Here is a 14200-nt window from a genome sequence, read left to right on the forward strand (position 1 = left end):
TCACTCACATCATGACTTTTTCTTTCAGAAATTATTATCACGCCCGCTCACGCCTGCTGATCGCGATGCTGGCTGGCGTGGTGTGCTATTTTGCCCTTCCTGCTCAACTGGGGTATCTGCAACGCCTGCTAATCGGCTGGAATGTGCTGGCATGGCTCTATCTGTTTTTTATGTGGTTTCGCATGTTGCGTACCGGGGTGGAAGATATCCCGCATATCGCCAGGATGCAGGATGAGAGCGCAGGGCTGGTGCTGGGCCTGGTAACTCTAGGCTGCCTGGTCAGTATCCTGGCGATCCTGCTGGAACTGCCATCGCTCAAGCATCTCTCCGGGACACCCCGTGCGATGCATTTACTGCTGACCGGCGCAACGCTGGTGGTCTCCTGGGCCTTGCTGCCCACCGCCTTCGCCATGCATTACGCCCATCATCACTACCTGCGCCGTAGTAAAGACGTCACCCCGATGATCTTCCCGGAAAAACCGCAGGAACCCGGCTACTGGGATTTCCTCTATTTTTCCTTCACCATCGCCGTGGCTTCACAAACCGCCGATGTGGCAACCGGAACCACCGACATGCGGCAAATCGCGTTGCTGCAGTCAGTGATTTCCTTTGTTTTCAATCTGGCGATTCTGGGCTTATCGGTGAACGTCGGGGCGGGTTTACTCAGCTAAACAGACTTTTGCGTAAATGGCCCGCATATCCTCATCACTCACGACATCCGGGCGGCTAAAAAACAGACTGACAACGCGCGCAAATTCTTCCAATGTCTGCGTCTGCTGTTTGGCCCTCTCACATCCGTGGATGGTCAGATGCTGATTAAACAAATTGTACTGCTCACCTTTCAGCAAACCCGCCATCACCAGGTTATGGCAAAACAGCGAGCTTTCATGCGTCGCCACAAAATGGTTGGCAACCAGAATATCCGGGAATTCGCACTGGCGTTCTTCGAACACGTACATTAGTTTTTTACCTGCTTCGCCGCCGAGGGAGAGTAACCACTGGTCACTGTTGATACGCTCCAGCACCAGTCCATCCTGTTCGCCCTCTTCCAGCCGCAGCGGCGCAGTCAGGCTAACGCCGCCAAATCCCACATCAGCAAGATATTTGCTACCGTTCAGCGTGACGATCAGCAACATATGCGTCTGCGGCCTGACCTCCGGTTGCGCCAGCCCCCATACCACTCGCGCAAGATGCGGCGTCACCGCAAAACCCACCTCCTCCAGAATCTGTTTAAACAGCAAGTTGTGTTCGAAACAGTAACCACCGCGTCGGTTTATCAGCAGTTTTTCGGCGATAGCGGCCAGCTCCACACTGACCGGTCGATTGAGCAGCACGTCGATATTTTCAAACGGAATGGTTTGCGGCCAGGCTCGGTGCAAAAGCTGCAATGTCTGAAGCTCCGGTAAAAACGGCCCGGCGATACCTGCTGCTCGGGCGAATAACTCAAGGTTGTCTGGGTGAGCCATAGTTTTTTTCCTGATGATGAATCTAGCTATGCTAACGTGATTTTCTGTAGTGATGTTGATTCTGGTGCGATTAGCGTGCGGATGGTTTAGAACGGTCTGAGAGTATTCAACAACAATTCATTTCAGGGGAGAAAGATATGGATGGCGATTTACTGGCTTTAGCCGCAACAGGTGGCGCACTGTTATTAGGTGCTATGAGTCCCGGACCCAGCTTTTTGCTGGTTGCCAGGACAGCAGTGGCTTCCTCCCGCCGTGCCGGGCTGTTCGTTTCAGCGGGGATGGGTGTCGGTTCGATACTCTTTGCCCTGGTAGCGCTGGCGGGACTGCATACGGTGCTGACGCTGGTTCCGTCACTGTATACCACCCTGAAGATTGCGGGCGGCTGTTATCTTTTATGGCTGGCATTGAATATGTTTCGTCCGGGGAAGACGTCTTCAGCAGAACTAACCCAGGCAGCCCCCATCCGTGCAGGTAGGGCGTTTGGTGTTGGCCTAATCACCCAGATAAGTAACCCACACACCGCACTGGTTTTTGCCAGTATCTTTACCGCAACCCTCAGCGCACATATTTCACTGTCGATGTATATCGCACTGCCCATCATGGCCTTCGTTATCGATGCCGGCTGGTATGTGGTCGTCGCACTGGCGCTCTCCACCGAAAGGCCGCGCCGGATCTATATGAAATATCGCAGATTCATCGATAAGACCAGCGGGGCCATTATGGCCACACTGGGCGTGCGGTTGTTACTCAAATAATTATATCAGGGTGGGATGCAAGCTGTGGCATGCCGCATCAGCTTGCATCAAAAATGACATACAGTTTGCGCATCGGCGTTTCCATCACCCAGGTGCCTTCGGTATCTGCCGCAAAGAAAAATGTGTCTCCTGGCGTAAAGGTTAATGTCTCCTCACCGTCTGGCGTGAATGAACCGTTACCGTCAAGGAAATGCATAATCTCCGCCTGTTTGACTGAGCGTCGATAGCTGCCCGCGCTACAGGCAAATATTCCCGTATCGATATCCTCTTTTCCGGGAATCACTTTCTGTAATCCTGATAACTGCACGGCGGAAGCCCCTTCTAACCCTGCAACCGTTCCCCAGGGTTCTAAAACCTTGATGGCAGCCGGCTGTGCTAATTTTTGTACTTTCATAACCATTTCTCCGGGTAAAAGAATGCGAACATGCGCTCCAGATTAGGTGATGGACTGAAAACATTAATGATTTTATTGGCCTGCGCTTAATACATTTATGTGGCAATCAGCCGGAGTTTGGCAGAAACTGCTGAGGGTAAGCTAAACAGCTAACATCTTGACTTTAATTCGGATCATCAGAGAATGTTTCTCCTCGCGCGATTCCCGAAAAGCACTGGAGCTCATCATCGCCACTTTCGTTAAAAAGTTAGGCTACGTGGTTGCCGGCGCGCTTTTGCTGGCCAGTTGTTCTTCAGAACCACCGAAATCGCTGGTTACGCCGTTTCCTTCCGTAGCGAAACACCCCCTGCCAGCACAGCACCCCGTAGCGAGCCAGCAACCGGTGCGCGGCGTCTGGCTGGCGACGGTCTCCCGTCTCGACTGGCCGCCCGTCAACTCCGTGAATGCCAGCAGCGCTGCCAGCCGCATTAGCCAGCAACAGCAGGCGCTGACTGACAAGCTGGATAAACTGAAAAGCCTTGGCATCAATACCGTTTTCTTCCAGGTGAAACCCGATGGCACCGCGTTGTGGCCATCAAAAATTTTGCCATGGTCAGATATGCTGACCGGCAAAATTGGTGCCGATCCCGGCTATGACCCTCTGCAATTTATGCTGGATGAAGCGCACAAACGCGGCATGAAAGTCCACGCGTGGTTCAATCCCTATCGGGTCTCTGTCAATACCAAAGCCTCAACCGTAGCAGAACTCAACGCGACACTGTCACTTAATCCTGCCAGCGTATTTGTGCTGCACCGTGACTGGATCCGCACCGCAGGCGATCGTTTTGTGCTGGACCCCGGCATTCCGGCAGTCAGAGACTGGATCACCAGTATCGTCGCCGAAGTGGTTTCCCGTTATCCGGTTGATGGTGTGCAGTTTGATGACTATTTCTATGCGGAATCGGCTGGCTCCACTCTTAACGACAGCCAGACCTTCAGAACCTATGGTCAGGGATTTGCTTCCAAAGCGGACTGGCGGCGTCACAATACGCAGCAACTGATTGAGCAGGTATCGCGTACCATCAAACAACTGAAGCCCGGTGTGGAGTTTGGTGTCAGCCCGGCAGGCGTGTGGCGCAATCTTTCCCATGACCCGGCAGGCTCCGACACACGTGGCGCGGCAGCCTATGACGAAGCCTATGCCGATACCCGCCGCTGGGTGCAGATGGGATTGCTGGATTATATCGCCCCGCAAATTTACTGGCCCTTCTCCCGTCAGGCTGCCCGTTATGATGTGCTGGCAAACTGGTGGGCAAATGTGGTGAAACCCACCCATACCCGGCTGTACATCGGCGTCGCCTTCTACAAAGTCGGGGAGCCGTCAAAAAATGAACCCGATTGGACAGTCAATGGCGGTGTGCCAGAGCTGAAAAAACAACTCGATTTGAATGAATCCGTGCCACAGATTAGTGGCACGATTCTGTTTCGGGAAAACTATCTGAACCAGCCGCAGACACAGGAGGCGGTCAATTATCTGCGCAGTCGCTGGGGGAGCTAACGGTAAGAGGGCCAACCGTACGAAAACAAACACCTGGCCCTCTGACCCATTTAAAACATACCTGCAATTTCACCCATCAGCTTCAGGTCATCTTTGGAAATAGTCGTTGGGTGATTACTGTCATCGTTCAAAGAGACATAATAGTCATTGCTTTGGAGCAATATCTTCGCCGTCAGTGGCGAAGTGTCGGTTAATAACACATTTGAAAATAACTTTTCCATCCGCGCCTGTACATTACCTGCGCCAGCAAGATTAACTGGCCGACGGTTCATATAGAGTAAAGCACTTTTCTTTGCCTTCTCTTCATCCTTGAGTATTTTAACGCGAGTCTCATTAAAAAAAGTCGTGAGCTTGACTCTGGCTTTCGCCATTTTCTTCATAGCATCCAGCAATTTTTTATTCGTTGCGACCTGGCGTTCAGAAAGTAAGTTGCGCACCGCCAGCGCGCAGCCGCTTGATATTCCCAGCACACCAATGGCTCCCAGCGTATAACGCACATAGATATTGCTCATCAATGCTTCACCAGCCTGAGCGGCGGCCGTTGTGGCAAAAAGGGAACCGGCTCCCGAGAAAGCACCAATGACAGACACAACCTGGGCAGCCATAGAGTAATTACTTTTTTGTGTCTCGTCATACACGTTACCACCGTATCCCTTGATTGAGGTTGAATAATTCTGGAAAACCTCCTGATTATTATCCAGGGTGCTACCCGCCATATTCCTCAGGCCTATGCTCTCCTCCTCATCCCGATGCGGAGCATAATCTTCCTCCTCAAGTCTGCGCTGGCTGGCAAGCTGTAACTTCATGAATTCATTCATGATACCAGAATCAGTATCACTTTCGAACTGTGCCAGAGTTTCGCTATCCAATTCATTAACAAAGGTGAGAATAACCCGCAGATCCTCCTGACTAAGCAGGCTCCCCTTTAATACCGACTCGACTTCCAGCGTTGGGTCTGCCATAGCATCTCCTCGTGGTTAAATTATATTTCTTTATTTTGTTTTATATCCCAACCGGATTGGGTTTCAGCGCCTTTAGTGCCTTGTTCAGTCTGTTCCCAATAATGCAGAGTCACTTTAGCCGCCTGGAAGCGATAGTTAACAACAATCGTGTCGGTGTGGCCTACACCAGCAAATTCGACCAGCGTCACCAGCACCTCTTCCAGAACGATACGGGAATATTCCACCTGAGAGCCGCCGGCTTTACATATGGAAATTTCAACTTTATTAACATGCTTACCGCTGGAACAGAATTTTAAAATGGAGGGTGTGGATTTATCGATAAGTGCCTGGATTTGCAAATCGCGGTAATTGACCTTACCACTCCCGCCACCACCGCCTACCGCCATGTTACCTTGCTGAGATGCTCCCCAGGTAAATGACAATACATCTGTCCAGTTCTTATGATTTGAATCGTTTGACTCGCCGGTTACGCCTTCAACCTTTAAAAAAGTATCTATTGCCATTTTATATTCCCTCAGGAGGTTTGAGATAATTTTCGTGATTAATAAGTAACCTTAACGTATTTTTGTTTCAATATTTTTAACTGGATCTGATAAATTCCAGGAACATTCTTAAAAACGTGATCAGGGGGAGATACCCGGTCGGGCAGAACGTAGATTCAGGCTGAAAAACGGTCTGAAAAAGACCCATCGATGATGCCGTTTGCGATTGATGGGTAATGTCAGGCTGCGCATCCTGATTATCACCACACAAAAAACGGCTTTGAGATCCTGGAGAGGTGGGAGCTTTTTTAATTTGTGGCTAAGTATTCAAACAAAATACGTCTTCAGCAAAATCGCCGTACCGTCATCGATCGCCTTTAACACCACCTGTTCAGCAGCCGCAACATCCTGCGACTGTATCGCCTCCAGCAGGCGATCGTAGTTGTGGCCTTTCACCATTTCCGTTGATTGCGGGTACAGGTAATTCAGGCAGGGACCGATCTGTACCCAGAGCTGTTCAATCAGCCCCACCAGCGTAGGCATTTGCGCGAAACCATACAGCGTAAAACGAAAAGCACGGTTCGCCTCCAGCGCAGCCTCCACTTCCCCGTTCAGCTTGGCCTGCATAAAGCGATTACAGAGTTTTTTCAGTTCGGTGAGCTGTTTTTTATTGATATTGGGCACAGCCATCCTCACCGCTAAGCCTTCCAGTTGCTTACGTATCAGTGTGATTTCCTGATAACGCGACAACGGCATATCCGGTACCAGAAACGCCGCTGCCGGCGTGGCTTTGAGCGCACCGGCAGAAACCAGGCGTAACAAGGCCTCACGTACCGGGGTGATGCTGGTCCCCAGTTGTGCCGCGAGATCACGGGTAACAAGGCGGGCGCCGGGTTTCAGTTTGCCGACAATCAGGGCGCTACGCAGGGTGGCTTCAACCTGGGCGGTCAGGCTCAGCCGCTGTGCTTTTTCCATCTCAATCATGCGTCTTGTCCTTTCCCGGATTCTGCAAATGGTAAGAAATTTAAATGTTTTGTTGCCATCAATGCTCGCTATAGGATATATCATGTATTACAAAACAAGCGAAGCACAGATTCCTGGCAGCACCACTCTTTTCACTACGTTACCGAATGCATTTTGGGATGAAGTTTATGAGACTACCTGCAGTGAAGTTTGCTACTACAGCATTGTTGTTTGCCCTGTTGCCCACCACTCTGCAGGCAGCAGAACTCACCATTGCCCAGCCCGCATCGGCGACGGCGATGGACCCCGGCTTTCTCAAAGAAGCGGCCACCCTCGTAGATAACATCTTCGATACCCTGGTTCGCCGTGCCGACGACATGTCGCTGCAACCCGGTCTGGCCACTGACTGGAAAGCCATCAATGACACCACCTGGCAATTTAACCTGCGCAAAGGGGTGAATTTTACCGATGGCGAACCAGTGAATGCTGAGGCGGTGAAATTCTCCATCGACCGTATTCTGGATCCGGCCAACCATGCCCCGACCATCTCCTACATCCGCACGATCAAGTCGGTTGAAGTGGTCAATGATTATCAGGTGCTGATCCATACTAACGGCCCGGATCCGCTGCTGCCAACGCGTATGAGTCGTTATCCGGCCTATATCGTTCCCCCCGCTTACGTGAAAAAAGTGGGTGCCAGCGAGTTCGCGCGCAAACCGATCGGCAGCGGAGCCTACAAGCTTGATACCTTCATCCCGGATGAAAAAGTGGTGATGGTCGCCAACGATGCGTACTGGCGTGGCAAACCCTCGATTGATCGCGTCACCTGGCGTCCGATTCCGGAAGCGACCTCGCGCATTACCGCGCTGCTGACCGGTGAAGTGCAGCTGGTGGAAAGTGTTCCGGCTGACCTGGTCCCGGCACTGAAAAACCGTCCTGGCGTGCAGCTTGAGCAGGTGAAAGGTGGCGGTCTGACCATTTATCTGGGTCTGAAAGACAGCGAAAAACCGCTTAACGACGTCCGTGTGCGTCAGGCCCTGTCGCTGGCGCTGAATCGTCAGGCTTACACCCAGCAATTGCTGCACGGGTACGGCACACCAACCGGCACCATGGCCGGTGCCAATGACTTTGGTTATCTGGCCGTGCCGGCCACGGTGCAGGATGTGGCAAAAGCCAAATCGCTGCTGGCGCAGGCAGGTTATCCGAATGGCTTTACCCTGCGCTTCCAGGCTCCGCGTCGCTATATCGCCAGCGCCGATGTGGCGCAGGCCATCGTGCAGGATCTCAGCGCCATTGGCGTAAAAGCGCAGCTGGAAGTGCCTGAGTGGTCGGTCTATACCCAGCAGGTTGCAGCACAGAAACAGGCTCCGATGTATATGCTGGCCTGGGGTTCAACCCAGACGCTGGACGCCGATGCCGCGCTGTTCCCGATTCTGCACAGCGGCGAACCCTACTCCACAGTTAACGATCCTGAGCTGGATAAGCTGCTGGACCAGAGCCGCCAGACGGTTGATGCCGATAAACGCAAAAAACTGCTGGAGCAGATTCAGCAGCGTGTCGCAGAGCAGCAGCCACTGATTCCGCTCTATCGTGAAGATACCCTGTATGCGCACAGCGACAAGCTGACGTTTAAAGGGCGCGTCGATGCGCGTATCCCGCTGTACGATCTGAGGCTGAAATGATTACGCCAGCGGCAGCGTTACAACGTCGCCCACGCCGGATTTTTTACGGTGACGCCGTGATCGGCAGCCTGCTGCTGATCGTGGTGATTGTGGCTGCGTTGATTTCCCCCTGGCTGCCGCTGCCTGATCCCTTAACTAATCAGCTGGCCGACATGTTTTTGCCACCCGGTAGTCCCGGCCACTGGCTGGGCACCGATCAGTTAGGACGTGATTTGTTATCGCGCATTCTGGCCGGTACCCGCCTTTCATTGCTGGTGGTGGTACTGGCGGCGGCCATTGGTGCAGTAGCGGGGGTCGCACTGGGCATGATCGCCGGTTATGCCGGTGGCTGGGTTGATGCCCTGATTATGCGCCTGATTGATATTCAGCTGGCGGTGCCGTTTATTCTGCTGATTTTGCTGGTTATTGCGCTAATGGGAACGTCCACCACCAACATCATCGTGATCATGGGGGTGACCAGCTGGGCGATCTATGCGCGTGTGGCCCGTGCCAAAACGCTGGAAATCCGCGAGCTGGAGTACATCCAGGCGGCGAAGGCGATGGGGTTCTCGCCGCTGCGCATCCTGCTGCGCCATATTCTCCCGAACCTGCTCACCCCACTGGTGGTGCTGCTGACGCTGGATATTCCGCGTCTGATTGTACTGGAAGCGTCGGTCGGTTTTCTCGGTATGGGCATTCAGCCGCCAACCCCCACGCTGGGTAATCTGATTGGCGAAGGCCGTTCCTATATGTTGCTGGCGCAATGGCTGGTGCTGTATCCCGGCCTGGTGATTGCCGCGCTGGTGATTGGCTGCAACCTGCTGGGCGATGCGCTACTGCGCCGCACCCACACGAGGCTTGACTAAAATGCTGAACATTTTAATCAACCGCCTCGGTCAGTCGGTGCTGGTGCTGCTGGGGGTATCGCTGCTGATTTTCTTCAGCCTGCATCTGACCGGTGATCCGGCAGCGTTAATGATGCCACCGGGTTCCAGCCAGCAGGAAATCGCTCACTTTCGGCACAGCATGGGCTTCGATCGTCCGCTGCTGTGGCAGTACGGTCATTACCTGAGCGGCGTGCTACAGGGTGATTTCGGTGAATCGCTGCGCTACAGCCAGCCCGTGCTGGCGCTGATTGGCGAGCGGTTGCCCGCCACCGCCCTGCTGGCTGTCAGTGCGCTGGCCTGGAGCTCGTTACTCGGTCTGCTGCTGGGCATCGTCAGCGCCCTGCGACCACACAGCTTCTGGGATTTGCTTTGCCGCCTGGTGGCCTTTAGCGGCCAGGCCGTGCCAGTGTTCTGGCTGGGACTGCTGATGATCTTATTCTTCAGCCTTCATCTGCAATGGCTGCCCTCCAGTGGCTACGGCAGCTTTTCCGCGCTGGTTATGCCCGCTGTCAGCCTGGGGGCGTTTTATATGAGCGCCGTCGCGCGTCTGACCCGCGCCAGTCTGCTGGATGTGCTGCAACAGGATTATATCCGCACCGCACGTGCTAAAGGGCTGAGCGCCTGGCGCATCGTGGTACGACATGGGTTGCGCAATGCGTTGATTCCGGTGATTACCGTGCAGGGCATGTACTTTGCCTCGCTGCTGGGTGGTGCGCTGGTGACTGAGATTATCTTTGCCTGGCCGGGAATTGGTCGTCTGGCGATTCAGGCGATTCAGAACCGCGACTTCCCGCTGGTGCAGGCCATCGTGCTGCTGGCCGCGCTGGTGTTTGTGGTGATCAATTTGATGATCGACCTGCTGTATCTGGTGCTTAACCCGAGGATCCGCCTGTGAGCCGACTTACCGCCACCTTAGACCTGCTGAGTGAGTTAACGCGCTGGCCAAGCGTGGCGGGTCAGCTTGCGGCACAGCGCGGTCTTGCCGCCTGGCTGGAAAGCTGGATGGTGGAGCAGCTGCACGCGACGGCCATCTATCCGGTTAACGCGCAACCTGCCGAGACACCCCCGGTGGTGCATGTGCGTATCGATACCGGTGCCAGCAAAACAGTCGTGCTCTACAACATGTACGACGTGATGCCTGCTAATGACGCAGGCTGGGATGTGCCCCCGTTCACGGGTGGCGTTTGCCACTGGGACGAGCTGGGCGATGTCTTTGTCGGACGTGGTGCCGAGAATAATAAGGGGCCGGTCGCGGCGATGCTGATCCTGCTGCGCGAACTGTTGCAGGACAATCAACTCGCTTTCAACCTGGAAATCCTGCTGGAAGGCGAAGAGGAGATCGGCAGTGGCACGCTGCGGCGTTACCTCGCGCAGCAACCCTGTCCCGTTGCGCCTGCCGAGGCGGTGCTGTTTCCGTCACTTTGTGAATATGGTGGCGGCGCACCCCGCGTCTATCTTGGCTTTACCGGTCTCGCTAACGGACGCTTAAGCGTCACCGGTGGTGACTGGGGTGGTCCTTCTTCCGCCATTCATGCCAGCAATGCTGGCTGGATTGCCAACCCTGCCTGGCGTCTGGTGCAGGCGCTGGATGCCATCGCACCCGCCAGCCAGAGCGGCGTGCTCGGCTATATCGCACCTGATGATGAAGCTACCGGGTTGCTGACCACCCTGGCGCAGTCATTCAGTATTGATGACGAATTACGCTTCCGCCGCAGTCAGCGCCTGATGATTGCAGGTGACACCGTCACCTGCCTGCAAACGTTGCTGGGCAGCGCAGTGCTGACGTTGGCCGAGTTACACAGCGATCCCACCGGCGGACGTGGGGTCATCCCTTATCGCGCCAGTGCCGAACTGGCCTTCCGCATCCCGCCTGATTTTGATCAGGACGCGATGATTAGCGCCGCGCAACAACGTCTTACGCAACCAGATCTCTCCGGCACCACGCTTGAGTTATTGGATCGCTATCCCGGTACCCGCTTCCGCCGCCATGCGCGCGGCGTCGATGAGTTGATTGCCAGCTATCAGACGCTGGGAGCGGACCCGCAAATCTGGCCGTGGGCACCGGGATGCGCCCCCGCCTACGCCTTCGCCGCCATTGCGCCCGCCTTTCTGATTGGCGGGCTGGGCCATGGCGGCAACGCCCATGCCGTTAACGAGTTTGTCACGCTGACCGGACTGGAACGCTTCCAGCAGTCACTGAGCCTGTGGCTCACCGCATTCAATGATCCGGCCTTTGGCCGGGTCGCGCCACACCAGGGAAACACCAGAGAAGTACCAAAACAAAATATTACAGGTAACAACCATGAAGAAAGTCGATGATTTTAAACGCGTTCCGTTGGGGTTCTTCCCAACGCCGCTCGAGCCGCTACCCCGGCTCGGGGAGGCGTTGGGGATTTCTTTAACGATCAAACGTGATGATTACAGTGGCTTCGGCGGCGGCGGCAATAAAGTCCGCAAGCTGGAGTACCTGATGGCAGAAGCCTGCCAGGCGGGCGTCAACGTGGTAATCACCACCGGCGGACATCAGTCAAACCACGCCCGCATGGTCGCAGCGGCGGCGCGTAAGTTTGGTATGCGTCCGGTGCTGGTCCTGCGTGGCAATCCCCCTGCCAGCTGGCAGGGCAATCTGCTGCTCGACAAGCTATTCGGTGCCGAGGTGCAGTTTCTCGACCCGGATGGCTATTTCAGCCAGATCGAAGGGGCGATGCAGGCCCACGCCGATGCGGCTACCGCACGCGGCGAAAAGCCGATGATCATCCCACTGGGTGGTGCGACGCCGCTCGGCGCGCTGGGTTATGTGCGTGCAGTTGAAGAAATCAGCGCACAACTGGCGGAACGCGACGAGCCGGCACCGGATTTTATCATTGCCCCTACCGGTTCCGGCGGCACCCTCGCCGGGTTGCACGTCGGCACACGTCGCTACTGGCCGCAAACGCAGGTTATCGGCATCAGCGTCAGTGCCAAAGCGGAGTGGTTCCAGCCACGAATTTCAGGTATGGCGCAGGATTGTGCCGATCTGCTGCAATGGCCACAACGCTGGCAACCGGAAGACATCTGGATTGAGGACAGCTACGTCGGTGAGGCTTACGGTATCCCATCTGCGGGCGGTATCGATGCCATTTATCAACTGGCACAGCAGGAAGGCGTGTTGCTCGATCCGGTCTATACCGGTAAAGCGATGCACGGATTACTGTCGCTGGTTGAACAGGGTCGCATCCCGCCGGGTTCCCGCGTGACTTTCGTGCACTGCGGCGGATCCCCGGCACTGTATCCCTTCGCCGATCGGCTGCTGGAGCGGTAAATGCGCGTGCTGGATGAAGCAACGGTCGCACTGCTGGGTGGTGACGATCCCGCGCTGGCACTGGCGGATGTCCGGGCGGTGATCGGGTTAATGCGTTCCGGCGAGGCACAAATGCCCGCCGAGAATCATATTGACCTCGCCACTCCGCTCGGTAAAGCGTACGCACTCCCCGCCAGGGTTGGCGGACATTTTAATGCTGCGGGCGTGAAGTGGACTGCACATCGCCCGCAACGCCCTGATGCGTTACCCGCCGCGCTGGCGGTGACGCTGATCAACGATGCCCTGACCGGCGTCCCCCGTGGTCTGCTGGCCAGTGGTGCATTAACGGCCGCGCGCACTGCTGCGGTGACCGCGCTGGCACTGCAATATGCTGCTCCGCGCCCGGTGCAACGCGTATTGCTGCTGGGAGCAGGTCTGCACGCACGGGCGCATCTGCGCATGTTGCAACATCTTTTCCCGGCGATCACGCAGATCGGCATGTGGAATCGCACGCCAGAAAAAGTGGCTGGCTGCTCCGCGATTACACCAGAACCCGATCTCGCTGCCGCATTGGCTCGCCCCTATGACACGGTGATTACCTGCACCAGTGCCGCACAACCGATCGTCGATACCTGTGCAGTACAACCTGGCCGGTTGATCGTTCAGGTGGGTTATCACGAAGTCAGTTTTGCCGCGATCAAGGCCAGCAGCCAGGTGGTGGTTGATGCCTGGGGGGATTTTGCCGAGCGTAGTGCCAAAAGCCTGTTTCAGATGTACCGCGCAGGTGAGTTTGCCGCACAGGATGTGGCCGCCACACTGGAAACGCTGGTGATCGATGGCTGGCGACCTGCTGCCGATGACAGCGTGTATTTCTCCTCTTTCGGGTTGAATGTGTTTGATATCGCCCTTGCCGCCCGCGTACTGGCGGCCGCAGAGCAACAGCAACTGGGAACGCTACACCCCCTGTTTAACGGAGTCGCGGATGATCATTAAAGCCAGCGAGCTGGGCATGAGAAAGTCGCGTGGGGAACATTTCCTGCTAATTGATGTACGCGATGCGGGGCAGTGGCAAGCCGCCACGCTACCCGATGCTCAGCACTGCAACGTTTACGACTACTTTATTGCAGATTGCACGCCGGAGGGGCTGGAGAAAATGGCCGCCGACGCTGCGGCAGCACTCCAGCCTTTGTTTGCGGCTGATCCGACCGCGACGCCGGTATTTTTCGAACAGCAGGTCGGGATGCGATCGCCTCGTGGAGCCTGGTTCGCCTGGCTGCTGGGCCGGGATGACGCATTAATTCTTGATGGCGGTGTCGATGCCTGGGTAGCGGCAGGCTATGGTCTGCAACCCGGCGAAGGATTAAGTTACACCGTCACGCAACAGGCATCTTCGCCTGCGGTCATTTGGGACCGGCGCTGGGCCAGTAGCCGTCAGCAGGTTATCGCCGCTGATGGCAAAAAAATCATTAACGTTGATGCACGTCGCCCGACTGAATTTGATGGCAGCTTTGTGCATGAATGTTGTCATCGTGCCGGACGTATTCCGCACTCAGTGCTGCTGTTCTGGGAAGATGTGCTGGAGAATGGCCACTTTCTGCCTGTTGCTGAGATTGCACGGCGAGCGGAAGCTGCCGGTCTGCCACGCGATGCGCAATTGCAGGTTTATTGCCATCGCGGCGCGCGTGCAGCGACTATTCTGGCGGCGCTCAAAATGGCCGGTTATGACAATGTCGCCATTTATGTCGGTTCCTGGCATGAATGGGCAGAACACGACGAGCTCCCCCTGCTTCCCTGAATTCCCGTGAAAGGCGAT

Annotated in this window: 15 protein-coding genes; 10 read left to right on the forward strand and 5 right to left on the reverse strand. The window is 55.5% G+C overall.

The window, feature by feature from the left end; translation table 11 throughout:
- Positions 1–11: 11 nt before the first annotated feature.
- Entirely contained in the window at positions 12–671 is a 660-nt protein-coding gene (locus AC6I8X_RS27500) for a DUF1345 domain-containing protein (RefSeq protein ID WP_299456497.1), read from the forward strand.
- On the opposite strand, the gene AC6I8X_RS27505 is transcribed toward AC6I8X_RS27500, so the two are convergent.
- Positions 660–1466 (reverse strand): arylamine N-acetyltransferase family protein, encoded by an 807-nt coding sequence (locus AC6I8X_RS27505; RefSeq protein ID WP_299456499.1) that lies wholly within the window; start codon positions 1464–1466, stop codon positions 660–662. The genes AC6I8X_RS27500 and AC6I8X_RS27505 overlap by 12 nt on opposite strands.
- Before the next feature lie 137 nt (positions 1467–1603).
- Between AC6I8X_RS27505 and AC6I8X_RS27510 the strand changes: the two genes are divergently transcribed.
- On the forward strand, positions 1604–2221 hold the full coding sequence (locus AC6I8X_RS27510; protein WP_299456501.1) for a LysE family translocator: 618 nt from the start codon (positions 1604–1606) through the stop codon (positions 2219–2221).
- Positions 2222–2258: 37 nt separating this feature from the next.
- Here the strand turns inward: AC6I8X_RS27510 and AC6I8X_RS27515 are convergent, their stop codons facing one another.
- Entirely contained in the window at positions 2259–2615 is a 357-nt protein-coding gene (locus AC6I8X_RS27515; protein ID WP_299456504.1) for a cupin domain-containing protein, read from the reverse strand.
- 214 nt (positions 2616–2829) lie between these two features.
- Here AC6I8X_RS27515 and AC6I8X_RS27520 point away from each other — a divergent pair, with 214 nt between their 5' ends.
- Positions 2830–4152, forward strand: a complete 1323-nt coding sequence (locus AC6I8X_RS27520) for a glycoside hydrolase family 10-like protein (protein ID WP_299456749.1) — start codon at positions 2830–2832, stop codon at positions 4150–4152.
- Positions 4153–4202: 50 nt separating this feature from the next.
- Here the strand turns inward: AC6I8X_RS27520 and AC6I8X_RS27525 are convergent, their stop codons facing one another.
- The 3 genes from AC6I8X_RS27525 to AC6I8X_RS27535 form a co-directional block, all read right to left on the reverse strand.
- Positions 4203–5114 carry a hypothetical protein gene (locus tag AC6I8X_RS27525; protein ID WP_299456506.1) on the reverse strand — a complete coding sequence of 304 codons (912 nt, stop codon included), beginning with the start codon at positions 5112–5114 and terminating at the stop codon, positions 4203–4205.
- Between the two features lie 20 nt (positions 5115–5134).
- On the reverse strand, positions 5135–5617 hold the full coding sequence (locus AC6I8X_RS27530; protein WP_208717973.1) for an Hcp family type VI secretion system effector: 483 nt from the start codon (positions 5615–5617) through the stop codon (positions 5135–5137).
- 306 nt (positions 5618–5923) lie between these two features.
- Positions 5924–6580, reverse strand: coding sequence for an FCD domain-containing protein (locus AC6I8X_RS27535; protein WP_299456510.1), 657 nt, complete (start codon positions 6578–6580; stop codon positions 5924–5926).
- A 167-nt stretch (positions 6581–6747) separates the two neighbouring features.
- On the opposite strand from AC6I8X_RS27535, the gene AC6I8X_RS27540 reads away from it, so the two are divergent.
- From AC6I8X_RS27540 to AC6I8X_RS27570, 7 genes are read left to right on the forward strand one after another with little or no spacing between them, the layout of a single operon-like run.
- Positions 6748–8241 (forward strand): ABC transporter substrate-binding protein, encoded by a 1494-nt coding sequence (locus tag AC6I8X_RS27540; protein WP_299456512.1) that lies wholly within the window; start codon positions 6748–6750, stop codon positions 8239–8241.
- The gene (locus tag AC6I8X_RS27545; RefSeq protein ID WP_299456514.1) at positions 8238–9086 is read left to right on the forward strand and encodes an ABC transporter permease; all 849 of its coding nucleotides are present in this window, start codon (positions 8238–8240) and stop codon (positions 9084–9086) included. Before AC6I8X_RS27540 ends, AC6I8X_RS27545 begins: the two co-directional genes overlap by 4 nt.
- A 1-nt stretch (position 9087) precedes the next feature.
- Positions 9088–10002: an ABC transporter permease gene (locus tag AC6I8X_RS27550; RefSeq protein ID WP_299456516.1), complete on the forward strand. Its 915-nt coding sequence runs from the start codon at positions 9088–9090 to the stop codon at positions 10000–10002.
- Positions 9999–11426 carry a M20 family metallopeptidase gene (locus AC6I8X_RS27555; RefSeq protein WP_299456518.1) on the forward strand — a complete coding sequence of 476 codons (1428 nt, stop codon included), beginning with the start codon at positions 9999–10001 and terminating at the stop codon, positions 11424–11426. Before AC6I8X_RS27550 ends, AC6I8X_RS27555 begins: the two co-directional genes overlap by 4 nt.
- The gene (locus AC6I8X_RS27560; protein ID WP_299456520.1) at positions 11410–12408 is read left to right on the forward strand and encodes a 1-aminocyclopropane-1-carboxylate deaminase/D-cysteine desulfhydrase; all 999 of its coding nucleotides are present in this window, start codon (positions 11410–11412) and stop codon (positions 12406–12408) included. The genes AC6I8X_RS27555 and AC6I8X_RS27560 overlap by 17 nt, the downstream gene beginning before the upstream one ends.
- Complete coding sequence (locus tag AC6I8X_RS27565) at positions 12409–13380, forward strand: ornithine cyclodeaminase (protein WP_299456522.1); 972 nt, start codon at positions 12409–12411, stop codon at positions 13378–13380. It abuts the gene before it with no gap.
- Positions 13370–14182 (forward strand): sulfurtransferase, encoded by an 813-nt coding sequence (locus tag AC6I8X_RS27570; protein ID WP_299456525.1) that lies wholly within the window; start codon positions 13370–13372, stop codon positions 14180–14182. Before AC6I8X_RS27565 ends, AC6I8X_RS27570 begins: the two co-directional genes overlap by 11 nt.
- The last annotated feature ends 18 nt before the right edge of the window (positions 14183–14200 follow it).

The organism is Pantoea sp. X-Soil-TKNS-1280, assembly GCF_059730475.1.